At 62.7% G+C, this 20,786-nt stretch carries 21 protein-coding genes; 12 read left to right on the top strand and 9 right to left on the bottom strand.

The features are described from left to right. Positions 1 to 55 precede the first annotated feature (55 nt). From rraA to argS, 5 genes are all read right to left on the bottom strand, one after another. Positions 56 to 541, bottom strand: a complete 486-nt coding sequence (rraA, locus tag JKV55_RS01945) for a ribonuclease E activity regulator RraA (RefSeq protein ID WP_202082068.1) — start codon at positions 539 to 541, stop codon at positions 56 to 58. A gap of 96 nt (positions 542 to 637) precedes the next feature. Further along, complete coding sequence (gene hslU, locus JKV55_RS01940; protein WP_202082067.1) at positions 638 to 1,966, bottom strand: ATP-dependent protease ATPase subunit HslU; 1,329 nt, start codon at positions 1,964 to 1,966, stop codon at positions 638 to 640. Between the two features lie 49 nt (positions 1,967 to 2,015). Continuing rightward, positions 2,016 to 2,546, bottom strand: coding sequence for an ATP-dependent protease subunit HslV (gene hslV, locus JKV55_RS01935; RefSeq protein WP_202082066.1), 531 nt, complete (start codon positions 2,544 to 2,546; stop codon positions 2,016 to 2,018). Positions 2,547 to 2,627: 81 nt separating this feature from the next. Next, positions 2,628 to 3,200 carry an SPOR domain-containing protein gene (locus JKV55_RS01930; RefSeq protein ID WP_202082065.1) on the bottom strand — a complete coding sequence of 191 codons (573 nt, stop codon included), beginning with the start codon at positions 3,198 to 3,200 and terminating at the stop codon, positions 2,628 to 2,630. Between the two features lie 3 nt (positions 3,201 to 3,203). Further along, on the bottom strand, positions 3,204 to 4,958 hold the full coding sequence (argS, locus tag JKV55_RS01925; RefSeq protein ID WP_202082064.1) for an arginine--tRNA ligase: 1,755 nt from the start codon (positions 4,956 to 4,958) through the stop codon (positions 3,204 to 3,206). A 168-nt stretch (positions 4,959 to 5,126) separates the two neighbouring features. Here argS and JKV55_RS01920 point away from each other — a divergent pair, with 168 nt between their 5' ends. After that, on the top strand, positions 5,127 to 5,717 hold the full coding sequence (locus tag JKV55_RS01920) for an LON peptidase substrate-binding domain-containing protein (protein WP_202082063.1): 591 nt from the start codon (positions 5,127 to 5,129) through the stop codon (positions 5,715 to 5,717). Between the two features lie 3 nt (positions 5,718 to 5,720). Here the strand turns inward: JKV55_RS01920 and priA are convergent, their stop codons facing one another. Then, positions 5,721 to 7,916 carry a primosomal protein N' gene (gene priA / locus JKV55_RS01915; RefSeq protein ID WP_202082062.1) on the bottom strand — a complete coding sequence of 732 codons (2,196 nt, stop codon included), beginning with the start codon at positions 7,914 to 7,916 and terminating at the stop codon, positions 5,721 to 5,723. A 138-nt stretch (positions 7,917 to 8,054) separates the two neighbouring features. Between priA and rpmE the strand changes: the two genes are divergently transcribed. The 3 genes from rpmE to JKV55_RS01900 all read left to right on the top strand — a co-directional run bounded on the left by rpmE (position 8,055) and on the right by JKV55_RS01900 (position 10,485). Further along, the gene (rpmE, locus tag JKV55_RS01910) at positions 8,055 to 8,270 is read left to right on the top strand and encodes a 50S ribosomal protein L31 (protein ID WP_202082061.1); all 216 of its coding nucleotides are present in this window, start codon (positions 8,055 to 8,057) and stop codon (positions 8,268 to 8,270) included. A 112-nt stretch (positions 8,271 to 8,382) separates the two neighbouring features. Beyond that, positions 8,383 to 9,144 (top strand): thermonuclease family protein, encoded by a 762-nt coding sequence (locus tag JKV55_RS01905; RefSeq protein ID WP_202082060.1) that lies wholly within the window; start codon positions 8,383 to 8,385, stop codon positions 9,142 to 9,144. 96 nt (positions 9,145 to 9,240) lie between these two features. Continuing rightward, complete coding sequence (locus JKV55_RS01900) at positions 9,241 to 10,485, top strand: malic enzyme-like NAD(P)-binding protein (protein ID WP_202082059.1); 1,245 nt, start codon at positions 9,241 to 9,243, stop codon at positions 10,483 to 10,485. 47 nt (positions 10,486 to 10,532) lie between these two features. Here JKV55_RS01900 and trmA read toward each other — a convergent pair whose 3' ends face one another. After that, positions 10,533 to 11,630: a tRNA (uridine(54)-C5)-methyltransferase TrmA gene (gene trmA / locus JKV55_RS01895; protein ID WP_202082058.1), complete on the bottom strand. Its 1,098-nt coding sequence runs from the start codon at positions 11,628 to 11,630 to the stop codon at positions 10,533 to 10,535. Between the two features lie 254 nt (positions 11,631 to 11,884). Between trmA and JKV55_RS01890 the strand changes: the two genes are divergently transcribed. The 6 genes from JKV55_RS01890 to JKV55_RS01865 all read left to right on the top strand — a co-directional run bounded on the left by JKV55_RS01890 (position 11,885) and on the right by JKV55_RS01865 (position 16,599). After that, entirely contained in the window at positions 11,885 to 12,586 is a 702-nt protein-coding gene (locus JKV55_RS01890; RefSeq protein ID WP_202082057.1) for a GntR family transcriptional regulator, read from the top strand. 273 nt (positions 12,587 to 12,859) lie between these two features. Next, the gene (locus JKV55_RS01885) at positions 12,860 to 13,669 is read left to right on the top strand and encodes a transporter substrate-binding domain-containing protein (RefSeq protein WP_237332608.1); all 810 of its coding nucleotides are present in this window, start codon (positions 12,860 to 12,862) and stop codon (positions 13,667 to 13,669) included. An 11-nt stretch (positions 13,670 to 13,680) separates the two neighbouring features. Then, complete coding sequence (locus tag JKV55_RS01880; RefSeq protein ID WP_202082056.1) at positions 13,681 to 14,346, top strand: amino acid ABC transporter permease; 666 nt, start codon at positions 13,681 to 13,683, stop codon at positions 14,344 to 14,346. Then, complete coding sequence (locus JKV55_RS01875; RefSeq protein WP_202082055.1) at positions 14,343 to 14,993, top strand: amino acid ABC transporter permease; 651 nt, start codon at positions 14,343 to 14,345, stop codon at positions 14,991 to 14,993. Before JKV55_RS01880 ends, JKV55_RS01875 begins: the two co-directional genes overlap by 4 nt. After that, positions 14,980 to 15,708: an amino acid ABC transporter ATP-binding protein gene (locus JKV55_RS01870; RefSeq protein WP_202082054.1), complete on the top strand. Its 729-nt coding sequence runs from the start codon at positions 14,980 to 14,982 to the stop codon at positions 15,706 to 15,708. The genes JKV55_RS01875 and JKV55_RS01870 overlap by 14 nt, the downstream gene beginning before the upstream one ends. Positions 15,709 to 15,738: 30 nt before the next feature. Then, entirely contained in the window at positions 15,739 to 16,599 is an 861-nt protein-coding gene (locus tag JKV55_RS01865) for a MurR/RpiR family transcriptional regulator (protein WP_202082053.1), read from the top strand. Here JKV55_RS01865 and JKV55_RS01860 read toward each other — a convergent pair whose 3' ends face one another. Beyond that, positions 16,600 to 17,475 carry a LysR substrate-binding domain-containing protein gene (locus JKV55_RS01860; protein ID WP_202082052.1) on the bottom strand — a complete coding sequence of 292 codons (876 nt, stop codon included), beginning with the start codon at positions 17,473 to 17,475 and terminating at the stop codon, positions 16,600 to 16,602. 171 nt (positions 17,476 to 17,646) lie between these two features. Here JKV55_RS01860 and JKV55_RS01855 point away from each other — a divergent pair, with 171 nt between their 5' ends. Continuing rightward, a complete protein-coding gene (locus JKV55_RS01855; RefSeq protein WP_202082051.1) occupies positions 17,647 to 18,498 on the top strand; it encodes a bifunctional allantoicase/(S)-ureidoglycine aminohydrolase in 852 nt (283 codons plus the stop codon). Positions 18,499 to 18,910: 412 nt separating this feature from the next. On the opposite strand, the gene yjjG is transcribed toward JKV55_RS01855, so the two are convergent. Continuing rightward, positions 18,911 to 19,585 carry a pyrimidine 5'-nucleotidase gene (yjjG, locus tag JKV55_RS01850; RefSeq protein WP_202082050.1) on the bottom strand — a complete coding sequence of 225 codons (675 nt, stop codon included), beginning with the start codon at positions 19,583 to 19,585 and terminating at the stop codon, positions 18,911 to 18,913. Between the two features lie 199 nt (positions 19,586 to 19,784). Between yjjG and JKV55_RS01845 the strand changes: the two genes are divergently transcribed. Beyond that, positions 19,785 to 20,711, top strand: coding sequence for a LysR family transcriptional regulator (locus tag JKV55_RS01845; protein WP_202082049.1), 927 nt, complete (start codon positions 19,785 to 19,787; stop codon positions 20,709 to 20,711). Positions 20,712 to 20,786 lie beyond the last annotated feature (75 nt).

Below are 20,786 nucleotides of genomic sequence, written 5' to 3'. Positions count from 1 at the left end.
TAGGTAGTAAAACAAAAAAGCCTGTCCGGAGACAGGCTTTGGGGTATCCGGAATTTTACTCTATATCCAGGGGCTCCGGGGAGAGGATGATGCCGGTGGTATCGGCATAGAGATGATCCTCCGGCAGGAAGGTGACGCCCCCGAAGTTGACGGGGATATCCTGCTCGCCGATCTCGCTGTCGTCGGCCCCGACCGGAATGGACGCCAGCGCCTGAATGCCGATGTCCAGCTCTTCCAGGGCATCCACCTCGCGCACACAGCCATAGCAGACAATGCCTTCCCAGCCGTTCTCTGCCGCCACTTCGGCAATCTCGGCATCGATCAGGGCGCGGCGCAACGAGCCGCCACCGTCGATCAGCAACACCCGACCTATCCCGCTTTCTTTAACCGCCTCCATGATCAGGCCGTTGGCCTCGAAGCACTTGATGGTGGAAACGGTGCCGCCAAAGGAGCTGCGGCCGCCAAAACTGGAGAACATGGGTTCGACCACGTCGACCATGTCAATATAGGTATCGCACAGTTCAGAAGTATTGTATTCCATGGAATCAGCCACATCTGGAAACAAGGTAACTTCAGTATAAAGAGGCGGGAGCGGTTTTCAATCACAATAATGTGACCGCTCCCGTTATTGGCGGGATCAGAGGATAAAACGGCTCAGATCTTCGTCTTCGACCAGATTTTTAAGGTAGCGATCCACATAGGTCTCGTCGATCACGAAGGTCTCTCCGGATTTGTCGGACGCCTCAAAGGACAGCTCGTCCAGCAACCGCTCCATCACGGTATGCAGGCGGCGGGCCCCGATGTTCTCGGTGGTTTCGTTGACCCGCCAGGCGGCTTCCGCCAGCCGGCGAATACCTTCCTTGGTGAACTCGACGGTGACGTTTTCGGTGGCCAGCAATGCCTTGTACTGCTCGGTGAGCGAGGCGCTGGGCTCGGTGAGGATACGCTCGAAATCATCGGTGGTCAGCGAGTTCAGCTCCACCCGGATCGGCAGGCGCCCCTGCAACTCGGGGATCAGATCCGAGGGTCTGGCCACCTGGAAGGCGCCGGAGGCAACGAACAGCATATGATCGGTGCGCACCATGCCGTGCTTGGTGTTGACGGTACAGCCTTCCACCAGCGGCAGCAGATCCCGCTGCACCCCTTCCCGGGACACATCCGGACCTGAGCTTTCGCCGCGTTTGCAGATCTTGTCGATTTCATCGATAAAGACGATACCCTGGTTTTCCACCGCGGCGATGGCCTGCTCCTTCAGCTCTTCCGGGTTCAGCAGCTTGGCGGCTTCTTCTTCCACCAGCAGTTTTAGCGCATCCTTGATTTTCATTTTGCGCTGCTTGCTGGTATTGCCGGACAAATTCTGGAACATGCTCTGCAGCTGGTTGGTCATCTCTTCCATGCCGGGAGGCGCCATGATCTCGACCCCCATCTGCGGCGCTGAGACGTTGATTTCAATTTCCTTGTCGTCGAGCCGGCCTTCCCGCAGTTTCTTGCGGAAGATCTGGCGGCTGTTGCTGTTGTCGGCCTTTTCCTCTTCGCCCCAGGTATTGCGCGGGTTGGGCAGCAGGGCATCGAGGATACGCTCTTCCGCCGCTTCTTCGGCCCGGTGACGGAATTTTTCCATCTGCTGCTCGCGGGTCATCTTCATGGCGATGTCGGTCAGATCACGGATGATGGTGTCGACTTCTTTGCCAACATAACCCACTTCGGTGAATTTGGTTGCTTCCACCTTGATAAAGGGCGCGTTGGCCAGCTTGGCCAGGCGGCGGGCGATTTCGGTCTTGCCCACCCCGGTCGGGCCTATCATCAGGATGTTCTTGGGCGTGACTTCCTGGCGCAGCTCGGGGTTGAGCTGCATCCGCCGCCAGCGGTTGCGCAGGGCGATGGCCACGGCGCGCTTGGCCTCGGACTGGCCGACGATATGACGGTCCAGCTCGTGGACGATTTCTCTTGGGGTCATTTCAGACATAATCAAATCCTGTAATACGGGCGGGGTCGCGGACCTGCCCGGGGCCGAATCAACGACTGTAGTCGAGCTCTTCGATGGTCTGGTTGCCATTGGTATAGACGCAGATGTCGCCGGCGATGGTGAGCGCCTTCTCGACGATGTCGCGGGCTTCCAGCTCGGTATTCTCCAGCAGGGCGCGGGCGGCGGACTGGGCGAAGGCTCCGCCGGACCCGATGGCGATCAGATCCTGTTCCGGTTGTACCACGTCGCCGTTGCCGGTGATGATAAAGGAGTGTTTGTCGTCGGCCACCGCCAGCAGGGCTTCGAGCCGGCGCAGCGTGCGATCGGTGCGCCAGTCTTTCGCCAGGGCCACGGCGGCCCGCTCGAGGTTACCCTGATGGGCCTGCAGCTTGGCTTCAAAGCGTTCCAGCAGGGTAAAGGCATCGGCGGTGCCACCGGCAAAGCCGGCCAGTACCTTGCCGTTAAACAGGCGGTGTACCTTGCGGGCATTGCCTTTCATCACGGTGTTGCCCAAGGACACCTGGCCATCACCGCCGATGACCACCTTGCCGTTACGGCGAACTGAAACGATTGTTGTCACTGTGAACCTCACTGGACTGTGTAGCCAGCCGGACTGGCAGAAATGTCATGATCACAGAAATGGGGACGGCAAGGGGAGAGTTCAACCCTCCCATAACCAGATAGCGCAGTGGTTGACCTTGGCCCGCATCAGCTTGTGCTTGTCCTGCTCGGCCTGGCGCTTGCGCTCATAGGGGCCGAGGATCACCCGGTACCAGATGCCGTTGCTGCCCTCGGAGCGGCGCACCTGGGCCACCAGGCCCTGGAAGGCGATATGTGCCTTGAGCTGCTCGGCCTGTTCGGCGGAACGGAAGGAGCCGCACTGCATCAGATGACGCTGGCTGGACTCCTCCACCTTGGGCACGTCCACCACGATTTCCTTGTTTTCCAACTGCTCGATATAGCGCCATTTTTCCACCGGACGCTGATCGATGGGATTGACCGGCGCCGCTGGCGGGGTCGTCGCATGCGCGGCCTTGGAGGACGCCGGGGTGGTGCGGGCCTCGGCCGAGCCCTTGACCAGATAGATCAGGTAGCCGAGGCTGGTCGCCAGCATCAGTACCAGTATGATGGCCAGCCAGGGAGTTCTCCGCTCGGGGGCGCGGCTGCGACTGCCGGATCGGGTAGAGCGGCTGTTGCCTTTGGGCTTGCTGCGCCCGACGTAATCCCTGGCCATGGTTTACATCCGTTCCATGGTGTCGATGCCGAGCAGAGACAGGCCCTGTTCCAGCACCTTGGCGGTGGCGGCGCAGAGGCGCAGGCGGCTGACGCGGGCTTCGGCGGTGACGCCCTCCTTGTTGATCGGGCAGGCTTCGTAGAAGCTCATAAAGGCGCCGGACAGTTCATACAGGTACAGACACAGCAGGTGTGGCATGCCTTTGTCAGCCACCGATTTAACGGTGTCGTTGAATTGCACCAGTTTCTGGGCCAGGGCTTCTTCGGCGGGAGCCTGGAGGCTGATGGTGCCGTCCAGCTGCTCGGGGGTGACGCCGGCCTTGCGGAAGATCGACTGCACGCGGGTGTAGGCGTATTGCAGGTAGGGGGCGGTATTGCCTTCGAAAGACAGCATATTGTCCCAGTCGAAGATGTAGTCGGTGGTGCGGCTCTTGGACAGGTCCGCATACTTCACCGCCCCCATGGCCACCCGGTTGACCACCAGGGCCTTGTCTTCGGCGCTGAGTTCGGTCTGCTTCTGCTCCAGCAGGGCGGCGGCGCGTTCTTCTGCTTCGTTGAGCAGGTCGACCAGCTTGATGGTACCGCCGGAGCGGGTCTTGAACGGGCGGCCGTCCTTGCCCAGCATCATGCCGAAGGCATGGTGTTCCAGGCTGACCGCATCGGGCAGGTAGCCGGCCTTGCGCACTATGGACCAGGCCTGCATCAGGTGCTGGTGCTGACGGGAGTCGATGAAATAGAGCACCCGGTCGGCGCCCAGCCGCTCGTAACGGTATTTGGCGCAGGCGATATCGGTGGTGGTATAGAGGTAGCCGCCGTCCTTCTTGCGGATGATGACCCCCATGGGGTCGCCGTCCTTGTTTTTGTACTCGTCCAGGTACACGACGATGGCGCCGTCGTCTTCCACCGCCAGGCCTTTTTGCTGCAGATCGGCGACGATGTCCGCCAGCATGGGGTTGTACATGCTTTCGCCCATCACGTCTGCCGGGGTCAGGGAGACCTTGAGCCGGTCGTAGACCTGCTGGTTGTGTTGCAGGGTGATGTCCACCAGTTTCTGCCACATCTGCAGGCAGTAGGCGTCACCGCCCTGCAGTTTGACCACGTAGCCCCGGGCCCGTTCGGCGAAGTCGGCATCCGCATCATACTGCTGCTTGGATTCCCGGTAGAACTGTTCCAGATCGGACAGGCCGGAAGACAGTACATCCGGATTTTGCTTCTCCAGTTCTTCCAGGTGGGCGATCAGCATGCCGAACTGGGTGCCCCAGTCGCCGATGTGGTTGGCACGGATCACCTTATGGCCGAGAAACTCCAGGGTGCGGACCACGGCGTCACCGATGATGGTGGAACGCAGGTGGCCTACGTGCATCTCCTTGGCCACGTTGGGAGCCGAGTAGTCCACCACCACCGTCTGGCGTTGTTCCGCCACCGGCACGTTGGCACGTGTGTCGGCCACCATGGCGTCGATCTGGCGGGCCAGCCAGCCGTTGTCGAGGAAGAAGTTGATAAAGCCCGGGCCGGCCAGCTCGGTTTTGGCCACCAGTTCGGAGGCGGGCAGGTTGTCCACCAGCAGCTGCGCCAGGACGCGGGGATTCTGCCCGGCGGGTTTGGCCAGCAGCAGGGCCAGGTTGGTGGCGAGATCTCCGTGAGCCTTGTCTTTGGTTCGGTCTACCTGGATGCGGGGCTCCAGCTCGGCGGGGAGCTTACCTTGTTGTTTCAGGGTTGAGACCGTCTGCTCAAGCAGTGCTTGAATATGTTCTTTCATTATCAGTTCACCAAAATTAAGACAAGGTCGGAAGAAACCTGGGGGGAGAAATTCTACTCATAACGGTCGCAGAAAACTACCGCCAGGGTACCGACGCGGGCTCCGATTGAAAGTCGGGGCGGCAAATACGGGTCTTTATGACTACTTATTAAGGGGGGAGGAGGGGATATGAAACTGGCGCTTTTACCGCTGACCCTTCACCTTATGCCCGGTGGCAAGTTGCCCTTGCGCATCTTCGAACCCAGGTATATCAGGATGGTCAGCGAAGCGAGCCGCAGCGGCTCGGGGTTTGGCATCGGCATGCTGGACGAGCTCGATGAGGACGGCAGCAGCGACTTGTTCATGCTGGGTACGCGGGTCGCTATTGTCGATTTCTATACCCTGGAAGATGGCCTGCTGGGCATTACCGTCGAGGCATCGGAACGCTTTTGTATCCGCCACCTCGAGCGGGAGCGGGATGGCCTGCTGCGGGCCGAGGTCGAACTGCTCGATAACTGGCAGCCCTGCAGCTTGTCGCCCTTCGAGCAGGTATTGTCCGACAAGTTGCAGGAGGTGTTCGAGGAATACCCGGAGCTGGCCGAGCTGCATCCGGCCCCCCGCTGGCGGGATGCGGCCTGGGTTACCCAGCGCTGGCTGGAAGTACTGCCGATACAAAGCCAGATGGCCCAGTTGCTGATGGCGGAAGACAGTTGCCGCCGGGCCCTGGCTTTTCTGATGTCGATGCTCAAACCGGAGTCCCAGGCGGGCAGCCGCCATTGAGCCTCACCATATCTCGACCGGATCGATATCCAGCGACCAGCGGACCTTGCGGGCGGCGGGTAACGACTCGATCAGGGCCAGGGCCTGCCGGCAGGTGCTGGCCAGCTCGCGCCGGCTGGATGCCTGCAACAACAGCTGGTAGCGATACTGGCCGGCCTTGCGTTCCATCTGCGCACTCATGGGCCCGATGCAGAGCACTGCCGGCGGCAGGCCGGGGGACAGCTGTCCGGCCAGTTGCTGCAGGAAGTCCTGGCAATAGTGGGCTTTGGTGGCCTGTACCCGGAACAAGGCCTGAAAGCTGAAGGGCGGCAAAAGTGCCGCCTGTCGCTCTTGCAGCGCGCCCCGGGCAAAATGCCGGTATCCCTGATTGGCCAGATCCTGGAGCAGGGCATGGTCCGGGTGATGGGTCTGCAGCACCACCCGTCCCGGCTTGCTGGCTCGTCCGGCCCGGCCCGCCACCTGGATATAGAGCTGGGCAAAGCGCTCGGTGGCACGGAAATCGCTGGCAAAGAGCGCACCGTCCACATCCAGCATGGCCACCAGGGTGACGTCGGGGAAGTGATGCCCCTTGGCCAGCATCTGGGTACCGATCAGGATCTGGTATTTGCCGGCCCGGATCCCCTCCAGGTGTTGCTGAAAGCTGCCCTTGCGGCGGGTATTGTCCCGATCGATGCGGATGGTGGCGTACTGGGGAAAGAGGCCGGCCAGGGCCTGCTCGACCTGCTCGGTGCCGAGGCCGGTCCCCAGCAGCTGGTCACTGCCGCAATGCGGACACCGGGGGGGGACCGGGCGCTGGTGATCGCAGTGGTGGCAATGCAGGCGGCCCCTGTGCTTGTGCCAGGTGTAGTGGGCGTCACAGCGTTCGCAGTCGGCCAGCCAGCCGCAGTCGTGGCAGAGCAACGCCGGCGCATAGCCCCGGCGGTTCAGAAACAGCATCACCTGATTACCATCGGCCAGCTCCTGGGTCATCAGCTGTATCAGTTGTGGTGACAGACCCGCGTGCAACTGCACATGCTTGCTGTCCAGCAGCTGGTGCCGGGCGACGGTGGCGGTGCCGGGGCGCTGGCTCAGGGTCAGCAGCCGGTATTTGCCGGCGGCGGCGTTGTGCAGGCTTTCGAAACTGGGGGTGGCCGAACCCAGGATAATGGGAATGTTCAGCTGTTGAGCCCGCAGTAACGCCATGTCCCGGGCGTGATAACGAAAGCCGTCCTGCTGTTTGAACGAGGTGTCGTGTTCTTCGTCGATAATGATCAGCCCCAGCCGCTGAAACGGGGTCAGCAGGGCGGAGCGGGTGCCGATGACGACGGCGGTGCTGCCGTCCCGGCAGGCCAGCCAGGCATCCAGCCGCTCCCGTTCGCTCATGCCGGAGTGCAGGGTACTGACCGGCACCCGGAACCGACGCTGAAAACGCGCTATGGTCTGCGGCGTCAGGCCGATCTCCGGAACCAGTACCAGCACCTGGTTGCCGGCTTGCAACACCGGCTCCATGGCCTGCAGGTAGACCTCGGTTTTGCCGGAGCCGGTGATCCCCTCCAGTAAAAAGGGACTGAAGCCTGCGGCCCGATGGAGCAGGCTGACCGCCAGGGCCTGCTCGGTTCCGAGCCGGGGTTTGTCCTCCTGGGCAATTCCCATCAGGGCACGCCAGTCGATGTGGTCGGGCAACTGCTCTTTTTTCTCGATCAGCTGTTTTCTGGCCATCGCCTGCAGGACGGCGCCGCTGATGCCTCTGGCGTCCAGCTCGCCGGCGGTCAGGGGGCCTTGCCGCAACAGCAGCAGGGCCTGCCGTTGCTTGATGGCCTGGGCCGGGGCCTCGGTGTTCGGGTCGAGCAGGTGCCAGTAGTCCATGCTGCGGTAGCAGGCGGCCTCTCCCTTGCGCAGCAGCGTCGGCAAGGCCTGGAAGTACACTTCCCCGGGCGCATGCAGATAATAGCGGGCGGCCCATGCCAGCAGGTGCAGTTCGGCTTCGGCGAGGATCGGGCGCCGGTCCAGCACCGCGGTGACGGTTTTGAGCCTGGCGGGGGGAACATCCGAGTGTTCGGGGTGGGCCAGCACCAGCGCCACCAGGGTGCGGTTGCCGAACGGCACCGTTACTCGGCACCCTTTGGCGGGCAAGGGCAGGGGACAGAGATAATCGAATTCCCGCCGTAACGGAACGGGTAAAACAACCCTGAGCAAACCGTGCTGTGCCGGTACCGACATTGGTGATTTTTCCCCCGTTTACCCTTGCCTGCAAAAAAGCGATCCTATATTATTCGCACCCTTCACAAAACGTGTATCACTCGTGTGGTGTCTGGCTCAGGATCAGATAGCGACACGGCCTACAGACAGAGGTTGTCCATGAAACAAGGTATCCATCCGGAATACAAAGAAATTACTGCCAAATGTTCTTGCGGTAACGAGATCAAGACCCGTTCCACCCTGGGCCATGATCTGAACCTGGACGTTTGCTCCGCTTGCCACCCCTTCTACACCGGCAAGCAGAAAATCGTTGACACCGGCGGCCGTGTTGATCGTTTCAACAAGCGTTTCGGCGCGCTGGCCAGCAAAAAATAAGCGATACTTTCGCGACAAAGGCGCCTCAGGGCGCCTTTTTGTTTGCCGCCATTCTTGCGCCGCACGGCTTTCCTTCCCATGGTTATAGCCATATGCCGGCGAGGACGTGGCCATGAACGGGTGGAAGTATGTTATTGCGCTGCTGTTATGGTCCTGGGGCGCGGCGGCAGAATGCCCCCGACTGCAGGCAGAGGAAAAGGCAAACATTCGGCACGTGGTGGATGGTGATACTGTTATTTTGCAGGATGGCAGGGTTATCCGCTTTATAGGCATAGATACTCCAGAGTTCAATAAACACAATGAACAGCCGGCAGAGGCCGGTGCCGAAACGGCGCGGCGCTGGCTTGTAAATAAAATTGTGAAACAGAGTCATTTGAAACTGGTTTTTGGGGTGAAAAGACGTGATGATTATGGCCGCTGGCTGGCCCACCCACTCACGTCCGAGGGTGAGCTGCTGGTGACACAGATGTTGGCCCAGGGGCTGGGTCAGTTGATGCTGCTCCCACCCAATGATGAATACTGGCCCTGCTGGCTGGCGGCGGAGCAGCAAGCCCGGCGGGCTCGCGTGGGCATCTGGTCTGTACCGCTTGCGGCAGAGCCGTCCGTGAGCGGATGGCAGATGTTTTCCACGTCGGTGGTCCGGGGATATTCGGGTACAGGCAGAGCTGAACTCCTGCTTGAAGGGAACCTCAGGGTCACGGCGGGCAGGCCACTGTCGTCCGCAGCGCGCACCAGGCTGATGGCTTTCAAGCCGGGCGATCGGCTGTTTGTGCGGGGATGGGTTCGAGCCGCAGAAAAAGGCTGGCAACTTTGGCTAAATCATTCCTGGCAGTTTTACCAGGATAAAGTTATTGATTGTGCTGGGCAATGTTGAATAAGTTGATTACTATCACATTGTATGAAAATTGTGATAAACTTGTTCACAGTTAACAAGCACAAGTGTCAACAATCGCATCAGGATATTCGCAGAATGACCGACTTTCGTCAACAAGCGCTCGACTATCATGCCTTCCCCAAGCCAGGCAAGATCTCCGTCGAAATCAGTAAACCGGCAGAAACCGCCAAGGATCTCGCCCTCGCCTACAGCCCGGGCGTGGCCGAGCCGGTGCGTGAAATTGCCGCCGATCCCGAAAACGCCTACAAATATACTGCCAAGGGCAACCTGGTGGCGGTGATCAGTAACGGTACCGCCATCCTCGGTCTGGGTAACCTGGGGCCGCTGGCTTCCAAGCCGGTGATGGAAGGCAAGGCGCTGTTGTTCAAACGTTTCGCCAACCTCGACTCCATCGATATCGAGGTGAAGCACCGTACTACCGAAGAATTCATCCAGACAGTGGCGGCCATTGCCGATACCTTTGGCGGCATCAACCTGGAAGACATCAAGGCACCCGAGTGCTTCGAGATCGAAAAGGCACTGATCGAGCGTTGTAACGTGCCGGTGTTCCACGACGACCAGCACGGCACCGCCATCGTCACCGCCGCCGGCATGCTCAATGCGCTGGAAATCCAGGGCAAGGACATCGCCGACTCCCGCATCGTGTGCATGGGCGCCGGTGCCGCCGCCGTGGCTTGTATGGAACTGCTGATCAAGTGCGGTGCCCAGCGCGAAAACATCTACATGCTGGACCGCAAGGGCGTGATCCACACTCGCCGCGACGATCTGAACGAGTACAAGGAACTGTTTGCCAACAACACCGACAAACGTACCCTGGAAGACGTGATCACCGACGCCGACGTCTTCGTGGGCGTGTCCGGTCCGGACGTGCTGCCGGCGGAAGCCGTGGCCATGATGGCGGAAAACCCGGTGATCTTCGCCTGCTCCAACCCGGATCCGGAAATCAAGCCCGAGCTGGCTCATTCCGTGCGCCAGGATCTGGTGATGGGAACCGGTCGCTCCGACTATCCCAACCAGGTCAACAACGTGCTGTGCTTCCCCTTCATCTTCCGCGGTGCCCTGGACGTACGTGCGTCCCGCATCAACGACGCGATGAAAGTGGCGGCCGTGGAAGCCATCCGCAGCCTGGCCAAGGAGCCGGTGCCCCAGGAAGTGCTGGTGGCTGCCGGTGTCGAGGCGCTGGAATTCGGCAAGCACTATGTGATCCCCAAGCCGATGGATCCGCGTCTGCTGCCCCGCGTGGCCCGTGCCGTGGCGGTAGCGGCGGTCGAGTCCGGTGTGGCCGGCATCGCGCTGCCGGAAAACTATATGCTGGACTGAGCGCGCGCTCGGTAACAGCAAGGGGAGCCTCGGCTCCCCTTTTTGCGTTATGGCTTGCGGGTCAGGTAAACCCCGGCTTCCATATGGTGGGTATAGGGGAACTGGTCGAACAGGGCGAAGCGGCTGATGTGGTGGGTCTTGGCCAGGATATCCAGGTTTTGCTGCAGGGTGTCCGGGTTGCAGGAGATATAGAGGATATGGTCGTATTCCTGCACCAGGCGCACCGTATCGTCGTCCAGCCCGGCCCGGGGCGGATCCACCAGTATGGTGTTGCAGTGGTAGCTTTGCAGATCGATGCCCTGCAGGCGGCGAAACTCGCGCACGCCGCGCATGGCCTGGGTGAATTCCTCCGCCGACATCCGCAAGATGGTGACGTTGTCTATGCCGTTGGCGGCGATGTTGTACTGGGCCGACTTGACCGAGGAACTGGAGATCTCGGTGGCCAGCACCCGGCGGAAGTTGGCCGCCAGGGCCAGAGAGAAGTTGCCGTTGCCGCAGTAGAGCTCGAGCAGGTCGCCCGCGGCGCCCCGGGTGACGTCCAACGCCCAGGCCAGCATCTGCTCGTTCATGCGGCCGTTGGGCTGGGTAAAGCTGTTTTCCACCTGCTGGTAGACCAGCTCGCGGCCCGCGACCTGCAGTTTCTCCACCACGTAATCACGCTCGACCACCCATTTCTGCTTCTTGGCCCGGCCGATGACGTCGGCCGTTATGCCCTGTTCACGCAGCTGCGCCCGCAATACTTGGGCGGCCTGGTGCCAGTCTTGCTCCAACTGGCGGTGATAGAGCAGGCTGATCACCAGCTCACCGCTGAGCGACGACAGAAAATCCACCTGGAACAGCTTGCGGCGCAGTACCGGCGAAGGGCGCAGGGCGTCCAACAGCAGCGGCATGGCCCGGTTGATAAGGGTAGAGGCGGCGGGAAACCGGTCGACCCGGTATTTCTGTTTGCTGGCCTGATCGAACATGATGTAGTAAAGATCGTCCCCCTGATGCCACACCCGGAATTCGGCCCGCATCCGGTAATGTTCCGGCTGGGAGGCGAAGACTTCCAGCTCCGGCGGAATAAAGCCGGCAAACTGACTGTGCAGACGCGCGGCTTTTTCCGCCAACTGGTGCGTGTATTGGGTGGTATCGAGGTGGGTCATGGTTGGGCTCCTGTACAGCGAGCCGCCGATTCTAAGGACTCTGGATGATTTGTCCAGTTTGTCAACAGCACAGCCCGGGGCCCTTCTTTCTTTAACAAAACATTACATTTATTGTTGACAATACCAGCCCTGTGCTAATCTGTGCGCGTTATCCGTTCCACCAACAGAGTGATCGCACCCCTGGTGGCCGACTCAAGACGGCAGGGATTCAGAGCACCTCACCAGGGAGCCTGCCATGTATTCAAGGTAGCGCCATGCAGAATAAAACCAACGATCTGGACACCGTCTATCAACGTATCTGGGAAGCCATCGTCGCCCACAAGCTGCTGCCGGGCACCCGCCTGAAAGAAGAAGATCTGAGCGAAACGTTCGGCCTCAGCCGGGGCTTCGTGCGCAAGTTGCTGCTGCAGTTGTCCCACCACAAGCTGGTCCACCTGGTGCCCAACAGCGGCGCCTTCGTGGCCGAGCCCTCGCCGGAAGAGGCGCGGGAAATCTTCCAGGCCCGCCGGCTGATCGAGGCCGAACTGGTGCGGGAACTGGCGAGCAAGTGCACGGCGCGGGAAAAGCAGCTGCTGCAGGAACACGTGGAGCGGGAGCACCAGGCCTTCGCCCAGGGGCAGCAGAGCCTGCGCATCCGGCTGTCCGGCGAGTTCCACCTGCTGATCGGCAAGCTGGCCAACAAGCCGGTGCTGACCTCCTTCCTGCACGAGATCATCCCCCGTTCTTCCCTCATCATCGCCCTCTACCAGGGGCCGGGGCCGCTCAAGGGCAAGGCCCGCCATTCCGGCCTGTCCTGCAGCGAGCACACCGGCCTGCTGGCCGCCATCGCCGCCCATGAGGTGGACAAGGCGGTGCAGCTGATGACAGACCATCTCAACGAGATCGAAGCCCAGCTGCAGCTGGAGCCGGCCCACGACGAAGACGTCAACCTCAAGGAAATCTTCGCCGACCTCTGAGTAGCCGCAAGACACTCCCCGGCCCCATCATCTGCCCCAAAAGGGGTGGCGGGGCCTCTTTTGGGTGCAGCGCCCGCCCCGCCAGCCCGTTCAGGCGTACTCTTTCCCGCCGCCGGGTCCGCCCGGTTAGTGACTGATCTTCCACCACTTATTTTCTCCACCATGGCCATCGGTCGCGGTGGCGGCAGCTTTGGCACTATCGTTGCAATTAAGGTCTTGCCTGAATCGAAAGTTTCAGGCTTGCCCGATACATGGAACCCACAGAGGTGAGTAATGGAACTCGTTAAATTGCATAGCTTGAAACAGATGATGGTTCACGGCCTGGCGGCCCTCGGCCTGCTGGCGGCGGCCAGCACCGCCCAGGCCAGCCAGTTGGCAGACATCGAACAACGCGGGGTGCTGCGGGTGGCGGTGCCCCAGGACTTTCCGCCCTTCGGCTCGGTCGGCCCGGATCTCAAGCCCAGGGGCTACGACGTGGACATGGCCGCCTACCTGGCGGAGGAAATGGGCCTCAAACTGGAGCTGATCCCGGTGACCAGCGCCAACCGCATCCCCTACCTGCAGACCGGCAAGGCCGATCTGGTGATCTCCAGCCTGGGCAAGAACGAGGAGCGGGAGCGGGCCATCGACTTCACCGAGGCCTACGCTCCCTTCTTCCTCGGCGTGTTCGGCAACGGCGAACTGCCGGTGGCGGCGGCCGCGGATCTGGACGGTCGGGTGGTCGGGGTGACCCGGGGCGCGGTGGAGGACATGGAGCTGGAGAAGGTGCTGCCCGCCTCGGCCAGACTCCAGCGCTTCGAGGATAACAACACCACCATCTCCGCCTATCTGTCCGGCCAGGTGCAGCTGATCGCCACCGGCAACCTGGTGGCCGCCGAGATCGCCGAACGCCACGCGGACAAGGCGCCGGTCGCCAAGTTCATGCTGAAGGACTCTCCCTGCTATATCGGCCTGAAAAAGGGTGAAGCCGAGCTGCGCGACAAGGTCAACGTGCTGATCGCCCAGGCCCTGGCCGACGGCACCCTGGAGCGTATTTCCCAAACCTGGCTGAAAGCCCCGCTGCCGGCCGGCTTCGGCAGCTGAGGAACGGACCCATGCTGAACTTTAGCGAGCTGTGGCCCTACCAGGAGCTGATCCTCCAGGGATTGTGGGTCACGGTGCAACTGACTTGCTATGCCACGCTGGGAGGCGTGGCCATCGGCACCGCCTGTGCCGCCGCCCGCCATTACGGCGGCCGGCCCCTGCGGGCGCTGGTGGGGGCCTATGTGGAGCTTATTCGCAACACGCCCTTTATCGTCCAGCTGTTCTTCATCTTCTTCGGCCTGCCCGGCCTCGGGATCAAGCTCGGCGCCTGGGAGGCCGGCCTGCTGGCCATGCTGATCAACCTGGGTGCCTACAGCACCGAGATCATCCGCGCCGGCCTGGCGGCTACCCCCAGGGGGCAGATAGAGGCGGCCCGGGTGCTGGGGCTCAGCCCCCGGCAGAGTTTCTTCCGGGTGGTACTGATCCCGGCGTTCGAGAAGATTTATCCGGCGCTGACCAGCCAGTGCATCATCGTCATGCTGGGCTCGGCGGTGGTGTCGCAGATTTCGGTGGCCGACCTGACCTACGCCGCCAACCTGATCCAGTCCCGCAATTTCCGCAGCTTCGAGGCCTACCTGGTGGTGGCGGCCTGTTACCTGGGGCTGGCGATACTGATGCGGCAACTGTTCGCGCTGCTGGGCAACCGCCTGTTCCGCCACCGGAGGGCCAAGGCATGATGGAATTCACCAACTGGGATATTTTCCGCAACCTGCTGCTGGCGGCACGCTGGACGGTGGCGCTGTCGCTGGTCGCCTTCGTCGGCGGCGCCCTGGTCGGGCTGCTGCTCACCGCCCTGCGCCTGACCGGGCGCCGGCCGCTGCAGTGGCTGGTGCGCGGCTACGTGGAGCTGTTCCAGGGCACGCCGCTGCTGATGCAGCTGTTCCTGGCCTTCTTCGGCCTGGCCATGCTGGGGCTGGATATCTCCGCCTGGGCCGCCGCCGCCCTGGCGCTGACCCTGTTCACCAGCGCCTTTCTCACCGAGATCTGGCGCGGCTGCATCGACACCCTGCCCAGGGGACAGTGGGAAGCCGCCCGCTGCCTGGGACTCGGTTTCGGCCAGACCCTGAGCCGGGTGATCCTGCCCCAGGCGGTGCGGGTGGCGCTGGCGCCGACCGTCGGCTTTTCGGTGCAGGTGGTCAAGGGCACCGCCCTGGCCTCAATCATCGGTTTCGTGGAGCTGACCAAGGCCGGCACCATGCTCAACAACGCCACCTTCGAGCCGTTCAAGGTGTTCGCCCTGGTGGCGCTGCTCTACTTCGCGCTCTGCTATCCGCTGTCCCTGGCCAGCCAGTACCTGGAGAAAAAATTCAATGGCACTCGTTAATATCGAACAAGTTCACAAGTACTACGGGGAGCTGCACGTGCTCAAGGGCATCGATCTCAGGGTCAAGGCGGGCGAGGTGGTGTCCATCATCGGCCGCAGCGGCTCCGGCAAGAGCACCCTGCTGCGTTGCATCAACGGCCTGGAGAACTACCAGCAGGGCGGCATCGTGGTCGACGGCAAGGAGGTGACCAGCGACGAGGTGCAGGTGCGCCGGCTGGCGCGCAGCGTGGGCATGGTGTTCCAGAGCTTCAACCTGTTTCCGCACCTGACGGTGGGGGAGAACGTGATGCTGGCACCCCGGCTGGTGCTGAAGCAGGCCAGGGAGGAAGCGCGGGAGCTGGCGCTGGAGGTACTCGGCAAGGTCGGCCTGGCCGACAAGTTCGACCAGTACCCGGACCGCCTGTCCGGCGGCCAGCAGCAGCGGGTGGCCATCGCCCGCGCCCTGGCCATGTCGCCCAAGGTGCTGCTGTGCGACGAGATCACCTCGGCACTCGACCCCGAACTGGTGGGGGAGGTGCTCAAGGTGCTGGAGGAACTGGCGGCGGAGGGCATCACCCTGATCCTGGTGACCCACGAGATGAACTTCGCCCGGGACGTGGGCGACAGGGTGGTGTTCATGCACCAGGGCAAGGTGTGGGAAAGCGGCCCGGCCGAGGAGCTGTTCGCCCGGCCCCGGACCGCCGAGTTGCAGAGCTTTATCAATGCGGTACTGTAGCGGGACCCTTGTCGACCAGGAAAGACCCGCATGAGCCAGCTTGGCGAACAGATCCGCGCACAGTTTTCGCAACTCGGCCCCCAGGAGCGGCGGGTGGCCAGCTTTATCCTCGACCATATGGACGATTTGGCCACCTACAACTCGGTAGAGATCAGCCGTTGCTGCGGGGTGTCCAAGTCCACCGTCAGCCGGCTGTTCCGCCGCCTCGGCTACGACAGCTTCCGGGAGATGCGCGATGAAAACCGCCGCCTGCGCCAGTCCGGGGTGCCGATACCGGCGGCGCTCGGCGACAGCCCGGCGGGCCTTATCGAGCGCCAGCTCAAGTGCGAGCAGGACAAGCTCGCCCAGTTGCTGACTTTGCTCGGCAACGGCGCGCTCGATGGCCTGATCGACCGCCTGGCCGCGGCGCGACGGGTGGGCATCATCGGCTTTCGCAACAGCTACCCGGTGGCTCTGCACCTGCGCCAGCAACTGGTGCAGGTGCGCGCCGGGGTGCAGTTGCTGCCCCAGCCGGGCCAGACCCTGGCGGAGGAACTGGTCGATTACGGCGCCGACGACCTGATCATCCTGGTGGCCTTTCATCGCCGGCCGGCGCTGTTTCCCACGTTGCTGGCCAGCCTGCGCCGGAGCGGGGTGCCGCTGGCGCTGATGGTGGAGACCCAGGCCGAACTGCCCGCAGCCCCGGACTGGCTGCTGGAGCTGCCGCTCGATTCGGTGTCCGCCTTCGACAGCTACAGCGCCGCCATGTGCACCGTCAGCCTGATCTGCAACCTGTTGCTGCACCGGCAACTGGCGCAGGGGCGGGAGCGCATCGGCCGCATCAACGAGCTTTACCGGCAGACGGAGGAGCTGGAGCTCAACCGGTTGTGGCAGTTTTCCGGCGGGGGCTGATCAGGGTTCGCCCTCGAAGGTGCGATCGCAGGCGCCGATCAGCCGCTCCGCCAGCAGCCGGCTGTGGGCCGAGAGCTGGGCCTGGGCGTGCAGGGTCAGCTCCAGATCCGGCACCGGCGGCAGGCCGTCGTGCTGGTCGAGGATGCGGTGGCGCTCGGTGACCAGGCGGCGGGGCAGCAGCGAGATGCCGAGGCCGGCCTCCACCGCGCAGCACACCCCGGACAGGCTGGTGCTCACATAGGCCAGCCGCCAGCTGCGGCCCAGGCTGTCGAAGGTGTGCGCCATCTCGCTGCGGTAGAGGCCGCCGATGGGAAAGGTGACCAGGGGGATGGGATGCTTGTGCAGGCTGTCACCGTGCAGGCTGTCGATCCAGCACAGCGGCTCGGGCCAGCTGGCCAGGCCGGGGGCGCTGCCCTGGCGCTGCTTGACCAGGGCCAGATCCAGGTCGCTGCGCTGGAACTCGCGCCAGATATCGCTGCACAGGCCGCTTTTCACCTCCAGGCGGATGCCCGGGTACTCGCTGGCGAAGGCCGACAGGGTGGGCATGATGGCGTGGGTGGCGAAGTCTTCCGGCACCCCCAGGCGGATTTTCTGCTGCTCGGCGCTCAGGCTGGTCTGGGCCAGCGCCTCGTTCATCAGCTGCAGGATGCGGCGGGCATAGCTCAGCACCCGCTCTCCCTCCAGGGTGGCGGTGACGTAGCGGCCCTTGCGCTGCAGCAGCTCGCAGCCGAGCAGGGATTCGAGCTTGCGCACCTGCTGGCTGACGGTGGACTGGGTGAGGTGGGTGCTGTCGGCGGCGCGGGTAAAGCTGCCGGTGTCGACCACGGCGACAAAGCTGCGCAGCAGCACGGGGTCCAGGGTGGTGTTCAGGTTCATGCCTTCCATCCAGTGGCAAAGCCACTAGTTGCCATTCAGTTATTTAATTTATAAATCAAATGCCCATGCTCTACAATCAGGGGTGTTCAGCATTTAAACAGCAGCCTCGTCAAGACCACTGCTGATCCGTTGGCGCAGACCAACCACTTTGCATAAAAAAGGACAGATGTCATGGCCCGTAACAGCTATTATGCCCCCACCGGCGGTCTGCCGCCCCAGACGCAGCTGATCAACGATCGCGCCGTCTTTACCGAAGCCTACGCCATCATCCCCAAGGGCGTGATGAGCGATATCGTAACCAGCTTCCTGCCGTTCTGGGACAACACCCGGCTGTGGGTCATCGCCCGGCCGATGAGCGGCTTCGCCGAGACCTTCTCCCACTACATCATGGAAGTCTCCCCCCAGGGCGGCAGCGACAAGCCCGAGCTGGACTCCGGCGCCGAAGGCGTGCTGTTCGTGGTGGAAGGGGAAATGACCCTGACCCTGGAAGGTAAAGTGCACCAGATGCAGACCGGCGGCTACGCCTTCCTGCCGCCCGGCACCAACTGGAGCCTGAAGAACAACGGCGACGCGCCGGTGCGCTTCCACTGGATCCGCAAGGCCTACGAATACGTGGACGGCATCGAAGTGCCGGAAGCCTTCGTCACCAACGAGAACGACATTGAGCCGACGCCGATGCCGGACACCAACGACGCCTGGGCCACCACCCGCTTCGTGGACTCCGCCGACATGCGCTACGACATGCAGGTCAACATAGTGACCTTCCAGCCCGGCGGCGTCATCCCCTTCGACGAAACCCACGTCATGGAGCACGGCCTCTATGTGCTGGAAGGCAAGGCGGTGTACCACCTGAACCAGGACTGGGTGGAAGTGGAAGCCGGCGATTACATGTGGCTGCGCGCCTTCTGCCCGCAGGCCTGCTACGCCAGCGGCCCGACCCGCTTCCGCTACCTGCTGTACAAGGACATCAACCGCCATATGGTGCTGAACGCCTCGCCCGCCTACCGCGGCAACCGGCGCTAAGCAGCCATGCCAGCACAAGGGCGGCCTCCGGGCCGCCCTTTTTGCGTATGGCCGTGAGGGGAAAATCGTCAGAGCCTGTTTTAAATCTTTGCGAAGCTTGTCTGTAACCATTGAGCAAAGAGTCAACAGGGCCACCTCCACCGACACGCTTCAAGCACATCCCTGTGACGCTCGGCACATGCCGTCCCTGGCATGTGACGGTCGGTGGAGGCAATCCCTGTTACCTCTTCCAAGCTTCGCAGTGGGCTGCGGGTCTAACCAACAGGCGACACCGAGCTTTGGAGAGGACAAAGAGTGCTGCTCCGCCGACCGTTGGCGCCAGGGATGGCGCCGTCGAGCCCCCAGGGATGGGTTTACGGCGAGTCGGCGGAGTAGTGCACTTTGGCCGCGTACACCAGATCGTAAACAGGTTCTAACACAGCAGCAGCCGGTGCAGTTCGTGCAGCGAACCGACCTGGTAGTGGGGGCTGATGCCCTCGGGGACGGGCTTGCCGGCGGGGTTCAGCCAGCAGGTGTGCAGGCCGGCGTTGAGGCCGCCGAGAATGTCGGAATGGGGGTTGTCGCCCACCATCAGCACCTGCTCCCGGGGCGGCCGGCCCATCAGCTCCAGGGCGTGCTCGAAAATGCCCGGATCCGGCTTGGCCAGGCCCACCTGCTCGGAGATCACCAGGGGGGAGAAGGCGTCCCTGAAGGCGGTGCGTTCCAGCCGTACCTGCTGCAGCTCGGTAAAGCCGTTGGTGATGATGCCGAGTTGGGCCTTGCCGGTCAGGGCGTCGATCAACTCCCTGGCGCCGGGCAGGGGGGCGCAGATGTCCGCCATGGCGGTGAGGAAGGCGCTGTTCAGCTCGCGGGGGCTGACCGCCAGCCGCTGTGCCCAGCCGGCGAAGCGCTGGTGCTGCAGTTGCTCGGCGGTGATGTCGCCGTCCTGGTAGGCCACCCACAACGGCTGGTTGAGGCTCTGGTAGTGGGCAAAGTCCTGCTCGCCGAAGTCCACCCCGAAGCCGGCGAACATGCGCCTGAGCCCGGCAAAAGCGTCGAAGTGGAACAGGGTGTCATCGGCGTCGAACAGTATCCATTTATAGTACATTTGTTGTTTTCTCCAGCGTCTTGCACGCTTTTGTCGGGGGCTTTCGACATAAAGGCGGAATTGTAGGCTTTCTGGCCACGAAAGCACAGGGCGTATCCTCACCGGAGCCTGGGTACCTGAGTGACTGTTTGCGGTCTCCTTCCCCCCTTGTGCGGGCTGGCCTAAGATAGGGGCCCGGCCCCGCTCAGGAAGACCCAAGGTGCAACTCAACTACAACCTGCTGCCCACCCTCAGGGTGCTGCTCGATACCCGCAACCTCAGCCTGGCGGCCGAGCGGCTGCACCTGAGCCAGCCCTCGGTGAGCAAGCAGCTGGCCCAGCTGCGCCGGGACTTCAACGACGAGCTGCTGGTGCGCGAGGGCCAGCGCTGGCTGCTCACGCCCCGGGCCGAGCAGCTGGCCCGGGAGCTGGCCGACGCGCTCGGCGGCCTGGAGCGGCTCTACGCGACGCCCGGCTTCGAGCCAGCCCGCTGCGAGCGGGTGTTCCGCCTGGCCTCATCCGACTATGTGGCCCAGTACATACTGCCGGACATCTGTGCCGAACTGGCCCGCCAGGCGCCGGGGGCGGCGCTGGAATACGAGCTGTGGGACAAGCGCCAGTTGCCGCTGCTGTGGGAGTCGCCGCTCGATCTGGTGTCCACCATCACCGAGCAGGTGCCGGAGCTGATCCGCGGCCTGCGCCAGGGGGAAGACGGCCTGGTGGTGCTGATGGGCCGGCAGCACCCGCTGGCGGGCCGGCCGCTCGGCCAGGACGACTACCTGGCCTGGCCCCATCTGCAGGTGAGCGGCGGCGGCGACAAGGACAGCCCGGTGGAGCGGGTGCTGGCGCCCCTGGGGCTGGCCCGGCGCTGGTTTGCCCGGGTGCCCTTCTTCCAGGCGGCGGTGGAGGTGCTGTGCCGCACCCACTGCCTGCTGACCACCCCGGCCCATATCGCTTGGCAGTTGTCCCAGGCCCATCCCCTCACCTATACCGCCCTGCCGTTCGCCACCCAGAGCCAGCAATACCACCTGATGTGGCACCAGCGCCACCACCAGGATCCGGCCCACCGCTGGTTCCGGGAGCTGTGTTTTCCTTTCCTGCGGGATCACCTGCAGCGCACCGTGCGGGAGAGTCGCACCAAGCTATAGCCTGTGGTTATGAAATCTATTCATAACTTTCATTATGGGCATGGTTAGGGCGGTATTAAGCTGAGACTCAGAACC

Origin of the sequence: Zobellella iuensis (assembly GCF_016746085.1) — a bacterium.
GTDB lineage: Bacteria > Pseudomonadota > Gammaproteobacteria > Enterobacterales > Aeromonadaceae > Oceanimonas > Oceanimonas iuensis.
The sequence above is the reverse complement of the archived record's forward strand: the minus strand, read 5'-3'. Positions and strand labels throughout refer to the sequence as shown.